Source organism: Pseudarthrobacter sp. LT1 (assembly GCF_035621795.1).
Classification (GTDB): domain Bacteria; phylum Actinomycetota; class Actinomycetes; order Actinomycetales; family Micrococcaceae; genus Arthrobacter.
Genome location: NZ_CP141830.1, coordinates 4,510,718 through 4,531,258, shown reverse-complemented (window position 1 = coordinate 4,531,258; position 20,541 = coordinate 4,510,718). Strand labels below are relative to the sequence as shown.

General features: G+C 67.8%; 19 protein-coding genes. 15 read left to right on the top strand and 4 right to left on the bottom strand.

Annotated elements, in window-relative coordinates; translation table 11 throughout:
* Positions 1 to 71 precede the first annotated feature (71 nt).
* Complete coding sequence (locus VIK36_RS21245) at positions 72 to 1,766, bottom strand: alpha-amylase family protein (RefSeq protein ID WP_324643552.1); 1,695 nt, start codon at positions 1,764 to 1,766, stop codon at positions 72 to 74.
* Complete coding sequence (locus tag VIK36_RS21240; RefSeq protein WP_255173746.1) at positions 1,763 to 2,803, bottom strand: TIGR03885 family FMN-dependent LLM class oxidoreductase; 1,041 nt, start codon at positions 2,801 to 2,803, stop codon at positions 1,763 to 1,765. The genes VIK36_RS21245 and VIK36_RS21240 overlap by 4 nt, the downstream gene beginning before the upstream one ends.
* A 148-nt stretch (positions 2,804 to 2,951) precedes the next feature.
* Here VIK36_RS21240 and VIK36_RS21235 point away from each other — a divergent pair, with 148 nt between their 5' ends.
* Both VIK36_RS21235 and VIK36_RS21230 read left to right on the top strand, forming a co-directional pair.
* Positions 2,952 to 3,875 (top strand): AEC family transporter, encoded by a 924-nt coding sequence (locus VIK36_RS21235; protein ID WP_324643551.1) that lies wholly within the window; start codon positions 2,952 to 2,954, stop codon positions 3,873 to 3,875.
* A 52-nt stretch (positions 3,876 to 3,927) separates the two neighbouring features.
* Complete coding sequence (locus VIK36_RS21230) at positions 3,928 to 5,016, top strand: ATP-dependent DNA ligase (protein ID WP_324643550.1); 1,089 nt, start codon at positions 3,928 to 3,930, stop codon at positions 5,014 to 5,016.
* Positions 5,017 to 5,133: 117 nt separating this feature from the next.
* Here the strand turns inward: VIK36_RS21230 and VIK36_RS21225 are convergent, their stop codons facing one another.
* Positions 5,134 to 6,453, bottom strand: coding sequence for an MFS transporter (locus tag VIK36_RS21225; RefSeq protein WP_255173743.1), 1,320 nt, complete (start codon positions 6,451 to 6,453; stop codon positions 5,134 to 5,136).
* 232 nt (positions 6,454 to 6,685) lie between these two features.
* Here VIK36_RS21225 and VIK36_RS21220 point away from each other — a divergent pair, with 232 nt between their 5' ends.
* The 12 genes from VIK36_RS21220 (at position 6,686) to VIK36_RS21165 (ending at position 18,093) form a co-directional block, all read left to right on the top strand.
* The gene (locus VIK36_RS21220; protein ID WP_324643549.1) at positions 6,686 to 7,549 is read left to right on the top strand and encodes an IclR family transcriptional regulator; all 864 of its coding nucleotides are present in this window, start codon (positions 6,686 to 6,688) and stop codon (positions 7,547 to 7,549) included.
* 154 nt (positions 7,550 to 7,703) lie between these two features.
* On the top strand, positions 7,704 to 8,585 hold the full coding sequence (locus VIK36_RS21215) for a shikimate dehydrogenase (protein ID WP_324643548.1): 882 nt from the start codon (positions 7,704 to 7,706) through the stop codon (positions 8,583 to 8,585).
* Complete coding sequence (locus VIK36_RS21210) at positions 8,585 to 10,456, top strand: bifunctional sugar phosphate isomerase/epimerase/4-hydroxyphenylpyruvate dioxygenase family protein (RefSeq protein WP_324643547.1); 1,872 nt, start codon at positions 8,585 to 8,587, stop codon at positions 10,454 to 10,456. Before VIK36_RS21215 ends, VIK36_RS21210 begins: the two co-directional genes overlap by 1 nt.
* 57 nt (positions 10,457 to 10,513) lie before the next feature.
* On the top strand, positions 10,514 to 11,386 hold the full coding sequence (gene pcaH / locus VIK36_RS21205; protein WP_324643546.1) for a protocatechuate 3,4-dioxygenase subunit beta: 873 nt from the start codon (positions 10,514 to 10,516) through the stop codon (positions 11,384 to 11,386).
* A gap of 5 nt (positions 11,387 to 11,391) precedes the next feature.
* Positions 11,392 to 11,949: a protocatechuate 3,4-dioxygenase subunit alpha gene (gene pcaG / locus VIK36_RS21200; RefSeq protein ID WP_324643545.1), complete on the top strand. Its 558-nt coding sequence runs from the start codon at positions 11,392 to 11,394 to the stop codon at positions 11,947 to 11,949.
* Complete coding sequence (locus VIK36_RS21195) at positions 11,946 to 13,424, top strand: lyase family protein (protein WP_324643544.1); 1,479 nt, start codon at positions 11,946 to 11,948, stop codon at positions 13,422 to 13,424. Before pcaG ends, VIK36_RS21195 begins: the two co-directional genes overlap by 4 nt.
* A complete protein-coding gene (locus tag VIK36_RS21190; protein WP_255173737.1) occupies positions 13,417 to 14,235 on the top strand; it encodes an alpha/beta fold hydrolase in 819 nt (272 codons plus the stop codon). Before VIK36_RS21195 ends, VIK36_RS21190 begins: the two co-directional genes overlap by 8 nt.
* A complete protein-coding gene (gene pcaC / locus VIK36_RS21185; RefSeq protein WP_324643543.1) occupies positions 14,232 to 14,672 on the top strand; it encodes a 4-carboxymuconolactone decarboxylase in 441 nt (146 codons plus the stop codon). The genes VIK36_RS21190 and pcaC overlap by 4 nt, the downstream gene beginning before the upstream one ends.
* The gene (locus tag VIK36_RS21180) at positions 14,669 to 15,868 is read left to right on the top strand and encodes a thiolase family protein (protein ID WP_324643542.1); all 1,200 of its coding nucleotides are present in this window, start codon (positions 14,669 to 14,671) and stop codon (positions 15,866 to 15,868) included. Before pcaC ends, VIK36_RS21180 begins: the two co-directional genes overlap by 4 nt.
* Entirely contained in the window at positions 15,868 to 16,557 is a 690-nt protein-coding gene (locus VIK36_RS21175; RefSeq protein ID WP_255173734.1) for a 3-oxoacid CoA-transferase subunit A, read from the top strand. The genes VIK36_RS21180 and VIK36_RS21175 overlap by 1 nt, the downstream gene beginning before the upstream one ends.
* 1 nt (position 16,558) lies before the next feature.
* The gene (locus VIK36_RS21170; RefSeq protein ID WP_324643540.1) at positions 16,559 to 17,245 is read left to right on the top strand and encodes a 3-oxoacid CoA-transferase subunit B; all 687 of its coding nucleotides are present in this window, start codon (positions 16,559 to 16,561) and stop codon (positions 17,243 to 17,245) included.
* A 35-nt stretch (positions 17,246 to 17,280) separates the two neighbouring features.
* Positions 17,281 to 18,093 carry an IclR family transcriptional regulator domain-containing protein gene (locus tag VIK36_RS21165; protein WP_255173732.1) on the top strand — a complete coding sequence of 271 codons (813 nt, stop codon included), beginning with the start codon at positions 17,281 to 17,283 and terminating at the stop codon, positions 18,091 to 18,093.
* Between the two features lie 87 nt (positions 18,094 to 18,180).
* Here VIK36_RS21165 and VIK36_RS21160 read toward each other — a convergent pair whose 3' ends face one another.
* Positions 18,181 to 19,518, bottom strand: a complete 1,338-nt coding sequence (locus VIK36_RS21160; RefSeq protein ID WP_324643539.1) for an MFS transporter — start codon at positions 19,516 to 19,518, stop codon at positions 18,181 to 18,183.
* A 135-nt stretch (positions 19,519 to 19,653) separates the two neighbouring features.
* Between VIK36_RS21160 and VIK36_RS21155 the strand changes: the two genes are divergently transcribed.
* Positions 19,654 to 20,493 carry a shikimate dehydrogenase gene (locus tag VIK36_RS21155; RefSeq protein ID WP_324643538.1) on the top strand — a complete coding sequence of 280 codons (840 nt, stop codon included), beginning with the start codon at positions 19,654 to 19,656 and terminating at the stop codon, positions 20,491 to 20,493.
* Positions 20,494 to 20,541 lie beyond the last annotated feature (48 nt).

Genomic DNA, 20,541 nt, shown 5'->3' with positions numbered 1-20,541 from the left:
GGCGGCGGCTCCACACCTTTCCGCCACACGTGCGGGAGGGGAGGACCCGGTCCAACCCCTCATCCCGTCCGTTACGGCGCCAGCCGGTCGCCTTTCCGGTGCACGCGGAACCAGCGGTAGCCGTAGCGTCCCAGCTCCACCCGGAAACCGCCGTCGGGATCCAGGTCGACGTTGCCGCCGTCGAACAGGTCCAGCAGCATGGCACCGCGGAATGCCTGCGCCGGGCCGTCCCCCGGCCCCACCTTCCCGCTCACCTTCACCGGATCCTCGCCAAAGTTGTGCAGCAGTACCAGCGTGCCGCCGCCGGAACTGCAGGTATGGGCGAACACCGCCGGCTCAGGCTGGTCGATGACCCCAAACTCGCCCCACCCCAGCTCAGGGGCCTCCCGGTAGCGGGCGATCAGCGTGGCCATGAAGGTGAACAGGGACTCCGGGTCCCGTTTGCCCGCCGCCGCGTTGACCTGCTCCGGCCCGTAATCCCCGCGCACCAGCGGTGCCACCAGGTCCGAGGCCTTGGCGTTGGAAAAGCCGCCGTTCTTTTCGCTGTTCCACTGCATCGGCGTGCGGACGGCGGCCCGGCTCTTTTGCCGGAGGTCCTCACCCATGCCTATCTCCTCGCCATAGAAGATCACGGGGGTGCCTGGCAGGGAGAACATCAGGGAGTACACCATCCGGATCCGTTCCTGGTCCCCGCCCAGCATCGGGGGCAACCTCCGCCGCAGCCCCCTGCCGTAGACCTGCATGTTCTTCTCCGGCCCAAAGGCTGCAAAGACCTCCTGCCGCTCCCCGTTGCTGAGCTTGTCCAGCGTGAGCTCGTCATGGTTCCGCACGAACATGGCCCATTGGTTGTCCGGGTTTATGGGCGGCCGGCTCTTGAGCGTTTCCGCCAGCGGCCTGGCGTCCTTCCGGGCCAGTGACAGGTAGATGTGCTGCATCGACAGGAAGTCGAACTGCATGTTCAGCTCGTTGCCCTCCGGGCCGCCGAAGTACTCGAGCTGCTCCTTGTAGGGCAAGTTCACTTCGCCCAGCAGCACGGCGCTGCCGTTGCGCCGGTTCAGGAAGCTGCGCAGCGCGCTGAGGTAGCCATGCGGGTTGATGTTTGCTGCCTCGTCCTTGGGTTGGCCCCTGATTTCCAGGAAGAACGGCACGGCGTCCAGCCGGAAGCCGTCCAGCCCCAGTTCCAGCCAGAGTCCCATGGCTTTTGCGATCTGGTCGCGGACCTGCGGGTTTGTGACGTTCAGGTCCGGCTGGTACTTGGCAAACATGTGCAGGTACCACTCGCCGGTGGCCTCGTCGAGGGTCCAGAGCGAGTTCTCCTCCCCAGGGAACACCACCTCGGCGGAGGTGTCCGGGGGTGTGTCCTGCCGCCACACGTAGAAGTCGCGGTACGGGTTGTCGGTTGATTTCCGGGCCGCCACGAACCAGGGGTGCTGGTCGGAGGTGTGGTTCACCACGAAGTCGGCGATGACCCGCAGGCCCCGGTCCTTGGCGGCACGGATGAACTCCACCAGGTCGCCCAGCGTGCCGAGCCGCGGGTCCACGCTGAAGAAGTCAGTCACGTCGTAGCCGTCGTCCCGGTCCGGGGACGGGTAGAACGGCATCAGCCAGATGCACGTCACGCCCAGTGCGGCGAGATAGTCCACCCGCTGGGTCAGGCCGGCAAAGTCACCGGTGCCGTCGCCGTCGTCGTCAAAGAACGTCTCTACGTCCAGGCAGTAGATGACGGCGTTCTTCCACCACAGGTCGGACGTCTCCGCGATCCTCATGCCGGAGACCCCGACGCCGGATTGGCAGCCGCGCGGACCAGCTGAGGTTCAGAGGGGGTTCCGGCAGCAGCGGTTCCGCGGGTGCGCAGCTGCGGCAGGACGCCTGCGGCGAACGCGTCGATGAAGGGGGCCTGCTCCTGACCCACGAAGTGCAGGTACAGCTCGTCGAAGCCCAGCTCCGCGTACCCGCCCAGCCAGTCCACGTGCTCGGCCAGGCTGGCGGCGACGTTGACCGTGCTGCGGACCTGCTCTTCGTGCACGTGCTCGCCCACGCCGTCGAAATGTCCTGCGGTGGGCAGGTCCCAGGGGATGGGCGGTGCGAACGTGTTGGTCCGCCACTGGTCCATGGCGATGGCTGCCGCCTCATCCCCGCTCCGCGCCCAGGAAAGGTGCACCTGCAGCACGGCCTTCCCCCTGCCCCCGCTGTCGCGGTAGGCGGCCAGCATTTCACGCAGCTTCGGCGCGGGCTGGTTGACGGTGACCAGCCCGTCCGCCCAGGCCGCTGCCCGACGCGCCGTGTCCACACTGATGGCCGGCGCGATTAACGGCGGCGGGGCACCGGGGACATCCCAAATCCGCGCCTGCTCCACCGTCACCAGGCCCCGGTGCGTGACCTCCTCGCCGCGGTGCAGCCGGCGGATCACGTCCACGCATTCCTCCAGCCGGCGCTGCCTGATGTCCTTCGGCGGCCAGGGGTCGCCGGTGACATGCTCATTCATGTTTTCACCGCTCCCCGGGGCAAACCAGAACCTGCCGGGAAACATGCTGGCCAAGGTTGCGGAGGCGTGCGCGATGATCGTGGGGTGGTACCGCTGGCCGGGTGCGGTCACCACTCCGAAGCGCAGGCCGGTGGTGGCCAGCGCTGCCCCCAGCCAGGACCAGGCGAAACCGGAGTGACCCTGGCGCGCTGACCAGGGCTCGATGTGGTCCGAGCACATGGCCGCATCGAAGCCGGCGCGTTCCGCGTGCTGGACGTCTTTGAGCAGCTGGCCGGGACTTATCTGTTCGTGCGATGCGTGAAAACCGACAGTGACCATCGATAACCTCTACCGTCCCGCACCGTGCCGTGTCGAGGGTTCGCCGGAAATTCAGCGGGCCGGGGCCACTTGTCGGATAAGTTGGAGACTTGTGGTACTGCGTTCCGGCTGACGGTGGGAACGCAGTCTATGGAAGGGAAGTACCTCGATGGGCGGCGTGCTGATCGGGCTGGCGGTGATCGGCGTCGTCATAGCTGCCGGGTATATCGCCGCGCGCTGCGGCCTGGGCGATGAAGCCACCATCTCGGCGCTGACCCGGACCGCCTTTTTCATCACCAACCCGGTACTGCTCTTCACAGTGGTGCTTAAGTCGGATTTGTCCGTGGTCTTCTCCGCCTATGTTCCGCTTGCCATGATCACCGCCGCGGTGACCGCGCTGCTTTATGTGGCCGCCAGCCGCATCTGGTTCCGCAGGCCGCTGGCCGAAACGGCAGTGGGCGCGATGGCCGGCTCCTACGTTAATGCCAACAACATCGGCATCCCCATCACCCTCTATGCCCTGGGTGACGCCACTCCCGTGGCCCCGGTCCTGCTGGTCCAGCTGCTCCTGTTCGCCCCGCTGGTCCTGACGCTTCTTGACCTCAGCGAAGCCGGCCGGTTCTCGCCCCGGCTGATGCTCACCCAGCCCTTCCGCAACCCCATGATCATCGCCTCGCTCCTGGGCGTGGTCTTGGCCGCGTTCCACGTGCAGCTGCCGGCCCCGGTGATGGCACCGCTCACCCTCCTGGGCGGTGCGGCCGTCCCGGTGGTGCTGCTGGCGTTCGGCATGTCACTGCACGGCACCAAAATGCTCCGAAGCGGCGGCCACACGGCCGAAATCCTTACTGCCACGGCCCTGAAGTCCACCGTGATGCCGGCGGTGGCCTTCGTCGTCGGGCGCTTCCTCTTCAACCTGGACCACCACATGCTCCTGGGCGTGGTGCTCATGGCGGCGCTGCCCTCGGCCCAGAACGTGTTCCTGTTCGCCAGCAAATACGGGCGCGGCGTGGCCGTGGCGCGGGAAACCATCCTGCTCTCCACGGCCGCCGCTGCGCCGGTGCTGGTGCTGATCGTTTGGCTGCTGGCGGCCTGAAGCGGGCGCGCCGCCCTACCGCCCGGGCCACGGGCCGGGCAAGAATGGGCACATGGAACTTCCCGTGATGCCGCCCGTCCCGCCCATGCTCGCCAAGGCCGTCAGCGGCCTCGACGGCATTCCCGGCAGCGGGGACCTCAGCTACGAACCCAAGTGGGACGGCTTCCGGTCCATCATTTTCCGTGACGGTGATGACCTGGAGATCGGCAGCCGCAACGAAAAGCCCATGACCCGGTACTTCCCGGAGCTCGTGGCGGCGCTCAAGGAGAACCTGCCGCCGCGCTGCGTGGTGGACGGCGAGATCATCCTGGTGGGGGCGTCCGGGGACAGGCTCGATTTCGACACCCTGCAGCAGCGCATCCATCCTGCTGCCAGCCGCGTGAAGCTGCTGGCGGAGCAAACCCCGGCAAGCTTTGTGGCTTTTGACCTCCTGGCCCTCGGCGATGAGGACTACACCGGCAGGCCCTTTGCGGAGCGGCGCGCTGCGCTGGAGAAGGCGCTCGCCGCGAGCAAGGCACCAGTGCACCTCACCGCCGCCACCACGGACAAGGACACGGCCGGGCACTGGTTCGAGCAGTTCGAGGGGGCCGGGCTGGACGGCATCGTGGCCAAGCGGCTGGACGGCCGGTACGAACCCGACAAGCGGGTGATGTTCAAGGTCAAGCACGAGCGCACCGCGGACTGCGTGGTGGCCGGCTACCGCCTGCACAAGAGCGGGCCGGATGCCATCGGCTCACTGCTGCTGGGCCTGTACAAGGACGACGGCGGCCTGGCCAGCGTGGGCGTGATCGGCGCCTTCCCGATGAAGCGGCGGCAGGAGCTGTTCCAGGAACTCCAACCACTGGTGACCGAGTTCGACAACCACCCCTGGGCCTGGGCCAAGCAGGAAGAAGGCGAACGGACCCCGCGGAACGCGGAGGGCAGCCGCTGGAGCGCCGGCAAAGACCTGTCCTTCGTTCCGCTCCGGCCCGAACTGGTGGTGGAGGTCCGCTACGACCACATGGAGGGCGACCGGTTCCGCCACACGGCCCAGTTCAACCGCTGGCGGCCGGACCGGGACCCGGAATCCTGCACCTACGCGCAGCTGGAGGAGCCGGTGAACTTCGATCTCGCCTCGGTGCTGGAGACCGGCCGGGGGTAGCGGCGGGCTCTCGGTCGTCACAAACTGGCCCGGTTTTAACAGGGGAGAGCCCGTCATTTGGGGGAATGGCGGGCTCTCCGGCCTGAAAACCGGGCCAGTCTGTACGCGGCGGACGGCCTACTTCAGGCCGAGCTGCTTGGTGGGGGTCCGGAAGGATTCCTTGGCGGTCAGGGCTGAAACAGCGGCCACGGCGCAGATGATGGCAGTGAAGATGCTGATCTGCACCCAGCCGCCGGGTTTGATGCCGCCCATGGCCGCGACGATGGCCGGCGCGAACCCTGCCATCAGGAAGCCCAGCTGGGTTCCGATGGCCAGGCCGGAGAAGCGGACCTTGGTGCTGAACATTTCGGCGTAGAAGGAAGGCCAGACGGCGTTGGCCGCCGCGTAGCCGCATGAGAAGTAGCCGATCGCGGCCAGGAACATCAGCGGGACGCTGTGGGACTCCAGGCTCAGCAGGAAAACGGGGGTGAGGACCGCGCTGGCCAGGGCGCCGTAGATGAAGACGGGCTTGCGGCCGATCTTGTCCGCCAGCATTCCGAAGAGCGGCTGGGTGCCCAGGGCCACGATGTTGGCGGCAACCACCAGCCACAGGGTGGTGGTGCCGTCCACGCCGGCCACGGTCTTGGCGTAGCTGATGGCCAGGGTGCCGAACACAGTGGAGACGGCGGCGATGAAGGCGCAGCAGATCACGCGGAGGACGTCGCGCCAGTGGCCCTTGAGGAGGTCGGCCACGGGCAGCTTGGCGATCTGCGCGTTCTTCCGGGCTTCCTCGAAGGCGGGCGGCTCGTGCAGGGTGCGGCGGATAAGGAACGCCACCACAACCACCGCGGCGCTCAGCCAGAACGGGATGCGCCAGCCAATGCCGAACTTGATCTCGTCCGGCAGGGCCAGGACAGGGATGAACACCAGGGCCGCGAGGATCTGGCCGCCCTGGGTGCCGGTGAGGGTCCAGGAGGTGAAGAAGGAACGGCGGTTGTCCGGGGCGTGCTCCAGGGTCATGGAGGAGGCGCCGGCCTGCTCGCCTGCAGCGGAGAGGCCCTGGCACAGGCGGGCCAGCACCAGCAGCGCCGGAGCCCACCAGCCGACCGTACGGAAGTCGGGCAGGCAGCCGATGACGAAGGTGGAAGCACCCATGAGCACCAGGGTGAACATCAGCACTTTCTGGCGGCCCACCCGGTCGCCGAAGTGGCCCAGGATGACGGCGCCGATGGGCCGTGCCACGTACGCGAACCCGAAGGTGGCGAAGGACATGATGGCGGCGTTGGCATCGGCGCTGGGGAAGAAGACCGTGGGGAAGATCAGCGCTGCGGCCGAGCCAAAGATGAAGAAGTCATAGTATTCGACGGCGCTGCCCAGGAAGCTGGCGAGGGCGGCCTTCCTGGGTGTTCCGGCGGAGGTGAGGGCACCCGCCCCTGCGGACGGAAGTGTCTTGCTCATGGTGTTCCTTTGGTGTGACGACATTGTCGCGGATGGATCTGGGGGTCGCAGCCGCCGAGGCCTTGGTGCGGGCGGGGGATGCGGCTGGAGTCCGGTGGAAAGACCCGGCAGTTGTAGCCACATGGTGGGAGCTACTTTTGCGATACAGAAACTATGACTGTGAGGGCAGTCACCTGTCAAGAAAATAATCACCATCTAGAAATAGCTCTCACATTGTGGCAACATCGAACCCATGAGTGTGAACCAAACCACAGCGGCCAATGAAGCACCCGCTGCCGCCGCCCGCGCCGGAGAGCCCGTGAATGCCATGCCGCCGGAAGGCAAAGTGGGTGCCCGTCCCGCCGACCGCACGGACATGGTGGGCAAGGCCCTGGGGCTGCTGGTCCTCCTGGGTGATGAACCCCGCGGTGCAAGTGCCGCGGAGATTTCCCGCCGCGCCGAACTTCCCTTCAGCACCACCTACCGCCTGCTGGGCTCCCTGACCCGCGACGGCTTTGTCGACTACGAGCCGGACGGCCGCCGCTACCACCTGGGCCTGCGGATCTTCCAGCTGGGACAGCGCGTCTCCAACCACCACGGCTTCGCGGGCACGGCCATGCCCATCCTCCGCCGGGTCACCGAACAGACCGGCGAGGCCACCATCCTCAGCGTCCGCGACGGCCTGCACCACCTGACCGTCAGCAAGGTGGACGGGCCGCAGACCTTCCGGGTGACCAGCGACCCCGGCCACCTGGGCTCGCTCTCCACCACCGCCGTGGGCAAGGCCCTGGTGGCATTTGCCGAGGATGCAGAACGCGAAAAGCTGCTGGCCGAGGTCCCGCTTGAAGCGCTCACTGACACATCCATAACGGACCGCGGCGCCTTCCGGGCGGAGATCGAGAAGGTCCGCCGGCAGGGATATGCCGTCATGGATGAGGAGAATGAGGCGGGGATGCGCGCCGTGGCCGTGCCGCTGCTCAATGACCAGGGGCATGCCTTCGCCTCGCTGGCCACCGCCGTGCCGGTGTTCCGGCTGGACCTTGAGGGGCTCGTGGCGCACGTTCCCCTGCTGCAGGAAGCCGCCGCCGAACTGGCCGCCAGGCTGCCCCAGCGATAGCACCAGGAGGCCTCGCGGCTTCCCCGGAGACTTATTCTGTTCGCATCTAGAACAACAGTGCGATAAGTGAACATTTGTTGTACCGTAATCCCTATCACCCGCAGCGCGGCCGAGTTCCGCTACTGCCCGGTGTCGTACCAAAGGAGCTGCACGCATGAGCAATCGAACTGAGTCCTACCTGGTAGGGCTGGTTGGTGATGGCGTTACGCCATCGCTCACGCCGCCCATGCACGAACGGGAAGGTGACGTGCAGGGCCTGCGCTACCTGTACCGGCCCATCGACCTGCTGGAACTGGGGCTGACCGGGGAATCGGTGGGCGCCATCCTGCACAGCGCCCGCACCCTGGGCTTCAACGGCCTGAACATCACCCATCCCTGCAAGCAGCTGGTCCTGCAGCACCTGGATGAGGTCAGCCCGGACGCGCGCCGGCTCGGTGCCGTAAACACCGTGGTCATCCGGGACGGCCGCTTCATCGGCCACAACACCGACTTCTCCGGCTTCGCCGCCGCCCTCGCCTCCGGCCTCCCCGGCGCCCGGCTGGACCGTGTAGTGCAGCTCGGCGCGGGCGGGGCCGGGTCCGCCGTCGCCTACGCCCTGCTCAGCGCAGGCGTAAAAACGCTGGACCTGGTGGACATGGACCCCCAACGGGCGGCGGCACGGGCTGCCGAGCTGCAGGGCTTTTTCCCGGACAGCACCGTCACGGCCCGCCCGACGGCGGAGCTGCCGCAGCTGATGCCGCTGGCCGACGGCCTGGTGCACTGCACACCCGTTGGCATGGCAGCCCACCCCGGCGTCCCGCTGGACCTGGACCTGCTCGAGCCCCGGCACTGGGTGACGGACATCGTCTACCGGCCGATCGACACCGAACTGGTCCGCGGCGCCCGCGCCAAGGGCTGCGAGGTCCTGGACGGCGGCCGGATGGCAGTGGGCCAGGCCGCCGACGCGTTCCGGATCTTCACCGGCCTGGACGCGGACCCGGAGCGCATGCGCTCGCACTTCCTGGAACTTGTGGCCGCCGAGGAGGTGGCCGCCTGATGCGCACCGGAATCGCCACCGTCTGCCTCTCCGGCACCCTGAAGGAAAAGATGCAGGCCTGCGCCATCGCCGGCTTCGACGGCATCGAGATCTTCGAGCAGGACCTGGTTACCTCACCGCTCAGCCCCGAAGATGTGCGGAAGATGGCAGCGGACCTGGGGCTCGGCCTGGACCTCTACCAGCCCTTCCGCGACTTCGACGGCGTCACCCCGGACCTGCTGAAGGCCAACCTCCGGCGCGCCGAGGCCAAGTTCAAGCTCATGGCACGCCTGGGCATGGACACCATCCTGGTGTGCTCCAATGTTGCCACCGCCACCATTGACGACGATGCCGTCCGCGCGGAACAACTTGCACAGCTCGCAAACCTGGCCGGGGACCACGGCGTCAAGGTGGCCTATGAGGCCCTGGCCTGGGGCAAGTACGTCAACGACTACGAGCACGCCTACCGCCTGGTGGAGATGGTGGACCACCCCAACCTGGGAACCTGCCTGGACTCCTTCCACATCCTGTCCCGCGACTGGGACACCGCGCCGATCGAGGACATCAACCCGGACAAGATCTTCTTCGTCCAGGTGGCGGACGCCCCCAAGCTCTCAATGGACGTCCTGTCCTGGAGCCGCCATTACCGGGTGTTCCCGGGCGAGGGGCAGTTCGAGCTGGCCAAATTCATGGGCCACGTGGTCCGCGCCGGCTACACCGGACCCGTCTCGCTGGAGGTCTTCAACGACGTCTTCCGCCAGTCGGACGTCGAGCGCACCGCGGTGGATGCCATGCGGTCCCTGATCTGGCTGGAGGAGCAAAGCGCCAAATGGCTCGCCGGCACCGAAGCCGCGCCCGGCAACGCAGGCGCGCTCCGCCGTCGTTATCCCATGGAACTTGCCACGCTGCCCAAAGTGAACGAACCCGCCGGCTTCAACTTTGCCGAGGTCAAGGCGGACGACACCGCCCAGCTGGAGAAGCTCCTGGGCCAGCTCGGGTTCCAGTTCGAGGGCCGGCACCGCACCAAGGACGTCCAGCTGTGGACCATGGGCCAGGCCCGGGTCATCATCAACGAGCAGGCCGCACGGCACGCCGAACCGGCAATTGCCGCACTGGGGTTCGACGTCGATTCCCCCGTGATCGCCTCCGCCCGCGCCCAGCAGCTCAAGGCCCCCGTGGTGGCCCGCAAGGTCCAGGCGGACGAGGAAGTGTTCCAGGGCATCTGCGCCCCGGACTCCACCGAGATCTTCCTCTGCCAGGGCAGCCCGGACGGAACCGCAGCGTGGACGCACGAATTCGGGGAAGGGCTGGAACACCCGTCAGCAGGAGCGAGGGCGGTCATCGACCACGTCAACCTGGCCCAGCCGTGGCAGCACTTCGACGAGGCTGTCCTCTTCTACACCAGCGCCCTGGCCCTGGAGCCCCAGCCCTTCGCCGAGGTGCCCAGCCCCAGCGGGCTGGTCCGGTCCCAGGTCATGCAGACCTCCGACGGCGCGGTGCGGCTCGTGCTCAACCTGGCACCCATCCAGCAGGCACGGAACGAGGCCCGGAAGACCTACCAGGAACACATCGCCTTCGCCGTGGAGGACCTGGTGGCCACCGCCCGGGCCGCGCGGGAGCGCGGCCTGGAATTCCTCCAGATCCCGGCCAACTACTACGAGGACCTGGACGCGCGGTTCGACCTGGAACCGGGATTCCTGGCCACGCTGCAGGAACTCAACCTGCTGTTCGACCGGGATGCCGACGGCGAGTTCCTGCACTTCTACACCGCGACCGTGGGCAGCGTGTTCTTCGAAATGGTGGAACGCCGCGGCCGTTACGACGGATACGGCGCCCCGAACGCCCCGGTGCGGCACGCAGTCCAGTACGACTCGCTGCACCGCACCACTTAACCCGCACCACCCAAAACCCAGACGCAACAAACCCAACAGATCAGAAAGGAGCCAGCCGTGAAGGAAGACATCAACGCCGAGCTGGAGTCGGAGGAGCTCGTGCCCCCGGCCGAACCCAAGGCTGCCCACCAGCCCCTGGACAAGGCCATCGAGTCGCAGGCGGACCTCAGTGCAGAGATCAACGCCATCGGCGAGGCTTACCGGCGCGCCCTCAAGGACGGCGGCCGGCCGGAGATCCAGCCGCGCCTGGACTACCCGCCGTACCGCAGCAGCATCCTGCGCCACCCCACGAAGAGCCTGCAGCACGCGGACCCCGAGACCATCGAGCTGTACTCGCCGGCGTTCGGGCACCAGGACGTGCACGCCCTGGAATCGGACCTGACGATCCAGCACAACGGGGAACCGCTGGGTGAGCGGATCATCGTCTCCGGCAAGGTCCTGGACGGTGACGGCCGCCCGGTGGCAGGACAGCTGGTGGAAATCTGGCAGGCCAACTCCTCCGGCCGCTACCTCCACAAGCGTGACCAGCACCCCGCGCCCATCGACCCCAACTTCACCGGCATTGGCCGCTGCATCACCGGCCCGGACGGCTCGTACCGGTTCATCACCATCAAGCCCGGCGCCTACCCGTGGAAGAACCACCTGAACGCGTGGCGGCCGGCGCACATCCACTTCTCGCTGTTCGGCACCGAGTTCACCCAGCGGATCATCACCCAGATGTACTTCCCCGGTGACCAGCTCTTCCCGCTGGACCCGATCTACCAGACCATCGTGGACCAGGATGCCCGCGACCGGCTGGTGGCCACCTATGACCACAGCATCACCGAGCCCGAATGGGCCCTGGGCTACAACTGGGACATCGTCCTGACCGGTCCCAAGCGGACCTGGACCGAAAACGAGGCGCTCGGCGCCGCAGGCGACGAGGAGTAGGAAAGATGAGCACCAAACTGGTACCCACCCCCGGCCAGACCGTGGGCCCGTTCTACGGCTACGCGCTCCCGTTCGAGAAGGACAACGAACTCCTGCCCCCAGGCTTCCCGGGCTCCATCCGCCTGCAGGGCACCGTCTATGACGGCGCCGGCCACACCATCCCGGACGCCATCCTGGAGATCTGGCAGCCGGACGCGGACGGCAAGGTTGTCCAGCGCACCGGTTCCCTGGTCCGCGACGGCTACACCTTCACCGGCTGGGGCCGCGGCGCCGTGGGCAACTCCGGCGTCTTCACCTTCACCACCGTCAACCCCGGCCCCACCAAGCCGGGCGCGGCACCGTTCATTTCGGTGGCGCTTTTCGCCCGCGGCCTGACCAACCGGCTGTTCACCCGCATCTACCTGCCGGAGGACACCGAGGCACTGGCCAATGACCCGCTGCTGGCCTCGCTGGAGCCGGAGCGCCGCGAGACGCTCATCGCCCGCCGCGACCCCGACGGCGGCCTCACCTGGGACATCCGTCTCCAGGGTGAGGGCGAGACGGTCTTCCTGGACTTCCAGTGACCCACGCCGCCGCTTTGGGAGACTTGCGCGCCTTCGCGGAAGAGGCCGACGCCGGCCTGCTCACCCCCGTCTCAGCGTCGCCGTTGGTGGCGGCGCTGACGGGGGACCGGGCAGTGCTGGCGGCCATCCTTGCCGTCGAAGCCGGCTGGGCCGCCGTCCTGCAACGGGCCGGGCTGGCACCCGCCGGTTCGGCCGCCGTCGTCGCCTCCGCCACCGAGGCGGGGCGCTACGACCTGGCCGGTATCGCGCTGCGCGCCCAGGGCGGCGGCAACCCGGTGATCCCGCTGCTGGCGGACCTCCGGAAGAACGTGGCGGCGCTGGATACCGCCGGAGTTGGTGCCGCGAAGGCCGTGCACACCTCCCTGACCAGCCAGGACGTGCTGGACACTGCCCTAATGCTGCTGGCCCGCAACACCGTCCACGCGGTGCTGGCGGACTTGAAAGGCACTACGACGGCGCTCGCGCACCTTGCCGGGGAGCATGCGGACACGCTGTGCGTGGGCAGGAGCCTGACACAGCATTCCCTGCCTTACACCTTCGGGCTGCGGGCCGCGCAGTGGTTCCAGGGCGTGGCCGCCGCGGGGCGGCAACTGGAAACCCTCGAGTTCCCGGTCCAGTTCGGCGGGGCGGCGGGAACACTCGCTGCCGGAACGGTGCTGACGGATGGCTCCCAAGCCACGCCGTTCACCCTGGCCGACGCCCTGGCGGCCCAGCTGGGCCTGGCCCCGGCCGCAGCTCCCTGGCACACCAACCGCCTGGCCATCACATCCCTGGGGCATGCGCTGGCGTCCGCGCTGGACGCCTTCGGCAAGATCGCCGCGGACGTCCTGTTCCTGAGCCGGCCCGAGGTGGCGGAGCTCGCCGAACCGCGGGCCGCCGGGCGGGGCGTGTCATCCGCCATGCCGCAGAAACAGAACCCGGTGCTGTCCGTCCTGGTCCGCAGCGCCGCGCTCCAGGCACCACAGCTGGCCGCCCAGCTGCATGTGGCTGCCGCCAACTTCAACGACGAACGCCCGGACGGCGCCTGGCACACCGAATGGCCGGCCCTGCGCCAGCTGCTGGCCCTGGCCCTCGGCGCCGCGGGCCACATCCGCGAACTCGCCGGGGGGCTGCAGGTGTTCCCGGACGCCATGCGCCGCAACCTTGACCTGTCCGGCCCGCTGCTGCTGGCTGAGGGCGTCAGCGCCGCGGTTGCCCCCCTCCTCGAGGAGAAGGACGGCCGCAGCGGCAAGCAGCAGCTGCAGGACGTGGTGGACCAGACGCTGCAGGCGCCCCCTCCGGAACAGGCCGCTACCTACCGCAAGCTGTTCCGCGACGCCTTCCCCGCCGCCGTCGTCCCTGACGCCCGGCTGGAGGAGCTCCTGGACCCCGCCAGCTACCTGGGCCAATCGGCGGAGATTACCCGCCGCGTCCTGGCCGCCTTTCCCGAATTCACTTCCCCTACCACCGACGCGAATGGAGCTTACCGTGGCTAAGCCGGCTTTGAAGGCAGCACTGCTGTCCCCGCAACGTCCCCTGGGCGACCACCCCCTGATGGTGGTGGGGCCCTCCCTGGGCACCTCGTCGATCCTGTGGAACAGGGTGGCGTCCCTGCTCGGCAACGATTACGACGTGGTGGCCTGGGACCTTCCCGGACACGGCGTCTCACCCGCCGCCATCGAAGCGTTCGACGTCGCCGCGCTCGCTGACGCCGTCGTGGACCTGGTGGACTCCATCGCCCCCGGTGAAAACTTCCACTGCGCAGGGGTCTCCCTGGGCGGCGCCGTCGGCCTGCAGCTGGGCATCAAGCACGGGGAACGGCTGAAAAGCCTCTCCGTGCAGAACAGCGGCGCCAAGATCGGCACCCCCGAAGCCTGGCTGGAGCGCGCCGAAACCGTCCGCACCCAGGGCACACCCGTCATGATCCAGGGGTCCGCGGAGCGCTGGTTCGCACCGGGCTTCATGGACCGGGAACCCGATTTCAGCAGCCGGCTGCTGCACGCCCTGCGCGACGCCGACCGCTTCAGCTACGCCTTCTGTTGCGAAGCGCTGGCCGCCTTCGACGTCCGGGAAGAGCTGGGTAGCATCACCGTCCCCACCCAGGTCATTGCTGGGTCCCTGGACGGCGTGGCCACGCCCGCCATGGCCGAGGAAGTGGCAGCGGGCATCACCGCCGGCGGCGGCACCGCGACGGCGGTGACCGTGGAGGGGATCTCGCACCTGGCACCAGCCGAAGCTCCGGCACACGTTGCGGACCTGATGCGCAGCCTGGCCACCTGGGCCGAATCACGGCAGGCCGCCAAGTGAGCGGCGCTGAACACCACGGAGCGCAACGCCACGGCGTGGTCCAGCCCGGCGCCACCAGCCAGGAAATCTACGACGGCGGCATGGCGGTCCGGCGCGAGGTGCTGGGCGACGCGCACGTGGACCGGGCCAACGCCAACAAAGATGAATTCACCGACGACTTCCAGGACATGATCACCCGCATCGCCTGGGGCGGAATCTGGACCCGGCCCGGCCTGACCCGCCAGATGCGCTCCGCGGTCACCATCACCGCCATGGTGGCGCACGGCCACTGGGAGGAGTTGGCCATGCACATCCGCGCCGCCCTCCGGAACGGCCTTAGCAGGGACGAGATCAAGGAAATCCTGCTGCAGACAGCCATCTACTGCGGAGTCCCCTCCGCCAACACCGCCTTCAAGACCGCCCAGCAGGTCTTTCGAGAAATGGACACCACCCGATGAACCAGGCTTTTGTGTACGACGCCGTGCGCACCCCCTTCGGCAAGTTCGGCTCCGGCCTCGCCGCCGTCCGTCCGGACGACCTTGCCGCGCACGTGATCAAGGAGTCCGTGAAGCGGGCGCCGGGGCTCGATGTCGAGCGGATCGATGAGGTGGTGTTCGGCAACGCCAACGGTGCCGGTGAGGAGAACCGCAACATCGCCCGGATGGGCACCCTGCTGGCCGGGCTCCCGGTCTCCATCCCGGGCACCACGGTCAACCGGCTCTGCGGTTCCTCGCTGGATGCCGCGATCATCGCCTCCCGACAGATCAACGCCGGCGACGCGGACCTGATGCTCGTCGGTGGCGCCGAGTCGATGTCCCGCGCGCCCTGGGTGCTGCCCAAGACGGAGAAGCCGTATCCGGCCGGGGACATGACCCTGGCGTCCACCACGCTGGGCTGGCGCCTGGTGAACAAGGCCATGCCCAAGGAGTGGACCATCTCCCTGGGCGAGGCCACCGAGCGCCTCCGCGAAAAGTACGGCGTGACCCGGGAGGCGCAGGACGAGTTCGCCGCCGCCTCGCACAACCTGTCCGCCGCCGCCTGGGACGAGGGCTTCTACGACAACCTCGTCGCCCCCGTGCCGGGAACGGACCTGGTCCGCGATGAAGGCATCCGGGCGGGTTCTTCGGCGGAGAAGCTCGGCGGGCTCAAGACCGTGTTCCGGGCAGAGAACGGCACGGTCACCGCGGGCAACGCGTCACCATTGTCCGACGGCGCCTCCGCGGCATGGGTGGGCTCCGAGGCGGCCGCCGGGCTGCTGGGGCTGGACCCGCTGGCCCGCATCGCCGGGCGTGGCGCGCACGCCAACGATCCGCAGTACTTCGGCTACGCCCCCGTCGAGGCCGCGAACAAAGCCCTCGAAAAGGCGGGTATCGGCTGGGAGCAGGTGGGCGCCGTCGAACTTAACGAAGCCTTCGCCGCGCAGTCCCTGGCCTGCATCAACGCCTGGGGCATTGACCACTCAATCGTGAACCGGCACGGCGGTGCCATCGCCATGGGACACCCCCTGGGTGCTTCCGGGACCCGGATCCTGGGCACCCTGGCCCGGTCCCTGCAGGCCTCCGGCGAACGCTGGGGCGTCGCTGCCATCTGCATCGGCGTGGGCCAGGGCCTGGCCGTCGTGCTCGAAAACGTCACCGCTGGAAAGGACCAGTAATGCTGAACTTCGTAGATTCGGTCCAGGACGCCGTTGCCGGCATCAAGGACGGCTCCACCGTGATGATCGGCGGCTTCGGCAACGCCGGCCAGCCCTTCGAACTGATCGACGCGCTGCTGGAATGCGGCGCCACCGGCCTGACCGTGGTGAACAACAACGCCGGCCAGGGCGACCAGGGCCTGGCCCTGCTGATTAAGGAGGGCCGGGTGAAGAAAATGATCTGCTCGTTCCCGCGGCAGTCCGATTCCTGGCACTTCGACGCCAAGTACAAGGCAGGCGAGATCGAGCTCGAGCTGGTGCCGCAGGGCAACCTCGCCGAACGCATCCGCGCCGCAGGGGCCGGCATTGGCGGGTTCTTCACCCCCACCGGCTACGGCACCATGCTCGCCGAGGGCAAGGAAACCCGTTTCCTGGACGGCAAGTGGCAGGTCTTCGAAACCCCGATCCACGCCGACGTCGCCCTGATCAAGGCCCTCAAGGCGGACGGCAAGGGCAACCTGGTCTACCGCAAGACCGCCCGGAACTTTGGCCCCATCATGGCAGCGGCCGCGAAGCAGACCATCGTCCAGGTGTCCGACATCGTCCCGACCGGCGGGCTGGACCCGGAGAACGTGGTCACCCCGGGAATCTACGTCAACAGCATCGTCAAAGTTGCCGGCAGCGGCAGCACAGCAGAAAAGGCGGCCTGACATGAGCGTGCAGTCCAACGAAAAGTCCCTCCAGACCTCGGCGACGCCGCTGGGCCGCGACGACCTGGCCCGGCTGGTGGCCAGGGACATCGCACCCGGGTCCTTCGTGAACCTTGGCATCGGCCAGCCCACCCTGGTGTCCAACTACCTCACTGAGGAACAGAACATCACCCTCCACACGGAGAACGGGATGCTGGGCATGGGCCCGGAAGCCAAGGGCGAGGAGATCGACGAGGACCTCATCAACGCCGGCAAGATCCCCGTCACCGAACTCCCGGGTGCGTCCTACTTCCACCACGCGGACTCGTTCGCCATCATGCGCGGCGGGCACCTGGACATCTGCGTCCTGGGCGCCTTCCAGGTCTCCGCCACCGGTGACCTCGCCAACTGGCACACCGGGGCACCCGGGGCGATTCCCGCCGTCGGGGGTGCCATGGACCTGGCCACCGGAGCCAAGGACGTCTTCGTGATGATGACGCTTTTGACCCGCGAGGGCGCCTCGAAGATCGTGGACGCCTGCACCTACCCGGTCACCGGCGTCGGCTGCGTCACCCGCGTCTACACGGACAAGGCCGTCTTCCTCATCGGCCCGGACGTCGTCACCGTCCGCGAAACCTTCGGCTGCACCCTCGAGGAACTCCAGGACCTGGTGCCCGTCCCGCTGAAGGCCACGCCCGCCGCCGGATGAGCCTGCGCCCGTCACCGCACCTAGGATTGGTAACCATGATTGACGCCGCAGGCACAGATACCCAGGCCGCCCCGCAGGCCAGCGACCAGTACGTCCAGTCGCTGGCCCGGGGCCTGGCGGTGATCCGCGCCTTCGACGCCGAGCGCCCGGTCATGACGCTCACCGAGGTGGCCTCGCGCACCAACCTGACCCGGGCCACGGCCCGCCGTTTCCTGCACACCCTGGTGGAGCTCGGCTACGTGCGGACCGACGGCAAGACTTTCGCGCTGACGGCCAAGGTCCTCCAGCTGGGATATGCCTACCTTTCGGGGCTGTCGCTGCCGCAGCTGGCGCAGCCGCACCTGGAGGAGCTGTCCCTCAAACTGGGGGAATCCACGTCCGCGGCCGTGCTGGACGGCACGGATATCGCCTACATCGCGCGGGTGACCAGCCGCCGGATCATGACCGTTGGCATAACGGTGGGTACCCGGTTCCCGGCCTATGCGACGTCGATGGGCCGGGTGCTGCTTGCCTACCTGCCGCCGGCGGACCTCAAGGCCTGCCTGGCGGCCACCGACGTCAAACCGCTCACCCCCCGCGCCCTCGGCACCGTCCCGGAGCTGCTGAAGGTCCTGGAAACCGTCCGGGCGCAGGGCTGGTGCCTGCTGGACCAGGAGCTGGAGCTTGGCCTCATGTCCGTGGCCGCCCCGGTCTATGACGGGGCCAAGGTGGTGGCGGCGGTAAACGTGTCGCTGCAGGCCCAGTCCGTGGAGGCGAAGCCGGACCCGCAGGCGTACCTGGCGTCGGTGGCGCAGGAGATCGTGGCCACGGCCAAGCTCATCTCCGCGGACCTCACTGCCCGCGGCTGACCTTACCCGGAGCTTAACTGAAGAGGACGACGGCGGGTGCTTCCCGCCGTCGTCCTCTTCAGTTTTTCCGGATGGCCGCGAAGGCCGCTACTTCACGTGGTTGCCCAGCTCCCGGAGCGGGGTCTTGGCGGTCTCGCGCGCCCACCAGGCACCTGCCACCGCGAGGATGGAGGAACCTGCCACGATCCAGGCGGCCGGTCCCCAGTTTGCCTTGTCCGCACCCACCAGGGCGGTGCCGAGCAGCGGGGTGAAGCCGGCGCACAGGATGCCGACCTGGAGTCCGATCGCCATGCCGGAGTACCGGACCTTGACGTTGAAGAGCTCGGAGAACCAGGCCGGGTAGATGGCGTTGGACATGGCATAGGTGCCGGCGGTGATCAGCGTGCTGGTCAGGAAGATCATGGGGATGTTTCCGGTGGAGATCACCCAGAAGTAGACAAAGATCATGGCCCCGGAACCGAGCACACCGCCGATGAAGATGGGACGCCGGCCAAAGCTGTCGGACCATCGGGCCATCAGTGGCTGGCTGGCGATCGCCAGGACATTGCCCAGCATGCTGACCCAGAGCATGGTGGACGCGGGGACACCCACCGAGACCGCATAGGCCAGGCCGAAGGACTGCATGAACGTGTTGGTGACGGTTTCGAAGGACATCAGCGCCACCTGGAAGAACTGCGCCGGGTGCGTCTGGAACATCTTGGCGAAGGGGAGCTTCACCAGTTCCCCGTGGTCATGCTTTTCCTCAAAGACCTCCGGCTCCTCCAGCGAGCGGCGGACCAGGTAGGCGACGATCAGGACCACCAGGGAGAGCCAGAACGGGATCCGCCAGCCCCAGGCGAGGCGGTCCGCCTCGCTCATGGCGGCCACGGGCAGGAAGGCCAGGGATGCCAGCACGATGCCGGCGGAGATGCCGCTCATGGCGAAGCTGGCGAAGTAACCGCGGCGGCCTTCGGGTGCTTCCTCCGTGGACAGTGCGGAAGCGCCTGCGGTTTCCGCTCCGGCGGACAGGCCCTGCATCAGGCGCAGCACCACCAGCAGTGCCGGGGCCCAGTAGCCGGCTGCGTTGAAGTCGGGCAGGGCGCCGATCAGGAACGTGGCACTGCCCATGAGCACCAGGGTGAGCACCAGGGTGTTCTTGCGCCCGATCTTGTCACCGAGGTGTCCGAACACTACGGCTCCGAAGGGCCGTGCGACGTAGGCGACGCCGAATGTGGCGAAGGAGGCGATGAGGGCCACCGTGGGATCGCCGGCCGGGAAGAAGATCTTCGAGAACACCAGCGACGCGGCGGTGGCGTAGATGAAGAAGTCGTAGTACTCCAGGGCGCCGCCAAGGAAGGCAGCCAGCGCGGCTTTCCGGGCGCGCTTGAGCTGGCGTTGTGCTTCAGGCGTCGACTGCGCCTGGGCTCCTGCTGCGATGTGGGTCATGGTGGGGTTCCCTTCCACGCTGAAGGTGGGGATCTGTCATTATTTGTACGCAATGCGAACAGGTGTGCGGAATGCGCCTAGAAAGAGGATACTAGGCGGTGACGCCAATCACAACGGCAAAAGGAAAGGTGCATCATGGCCGAACCACGCGGGCAGGCATCCCGGCTGGTCCTGATCGGTTCCGCCGCCTCACAGGCCATGTCCCCCGGCCTGTGGAATCCGGTTCTGCAGGAACTCGGCAGCGGGTGGACATATGAGGCCTGGGATGTGGCACCGGACGCCGATCTTGGCGCCGTCCGGCGCAGGCTCCTGGAACCGGACATCGTGGCGGCAAACGTGACCATGCCGCACAAGCACTGGGCCGCGGAAACTGCTGATGAAGCCACCGGGCCCGTCCTGCTCAGCGGTGCCTGCAACCTGCTGGTACAGCAGGGCCGCCGGTTGGCAGGGCACAACACGGACGTTACCGCCGTGGGCGTCCTGCTGGAGGGCCGGTACCAGCGGCACGCGGTGTTGCTGGGCGCCGGGGGAGCAGCCCGGGCGGCCTTGATCGCGCTCAAGGACAACCTGGGAAGAGTGTCCATTGCGGACCGCGATCCCCATGCGTCGGAGGAGTTGCTGGACCTGGCCAACGGCTTCGGCATCGAGGCGCAGGCGGTCACCTGGCAGGAGGCGCAGGACCTGGCGCCCGGGGCATCCCTGATTGTCAATGCGACACCCGTCGGGAAAAAGGCCACCGACGGTCCGGTCTGGGGCGGCGCCCGGCTGGCTCCCGATGCTGTGCTCTACGACTACGTCTACGCCGGCCACGCCACTGCCAGCGTGGAGCGGGCCATGGAGTTGGGAGTCCGGTGCATCGATGGGTGGGACCACCTTCGTGAGCAAGCCGTGGCCATGGTGCCCCTCCTTGGCCTGGGCGGCCGGGCCTGCGAGTTGCTGCGGCAAACCCTGGGAGCCCTCCGGGAAAAGCACTGAAAGGCGGACGCGCCGAACGATAAGATCGAACAGGCACCGCAGGCCGGC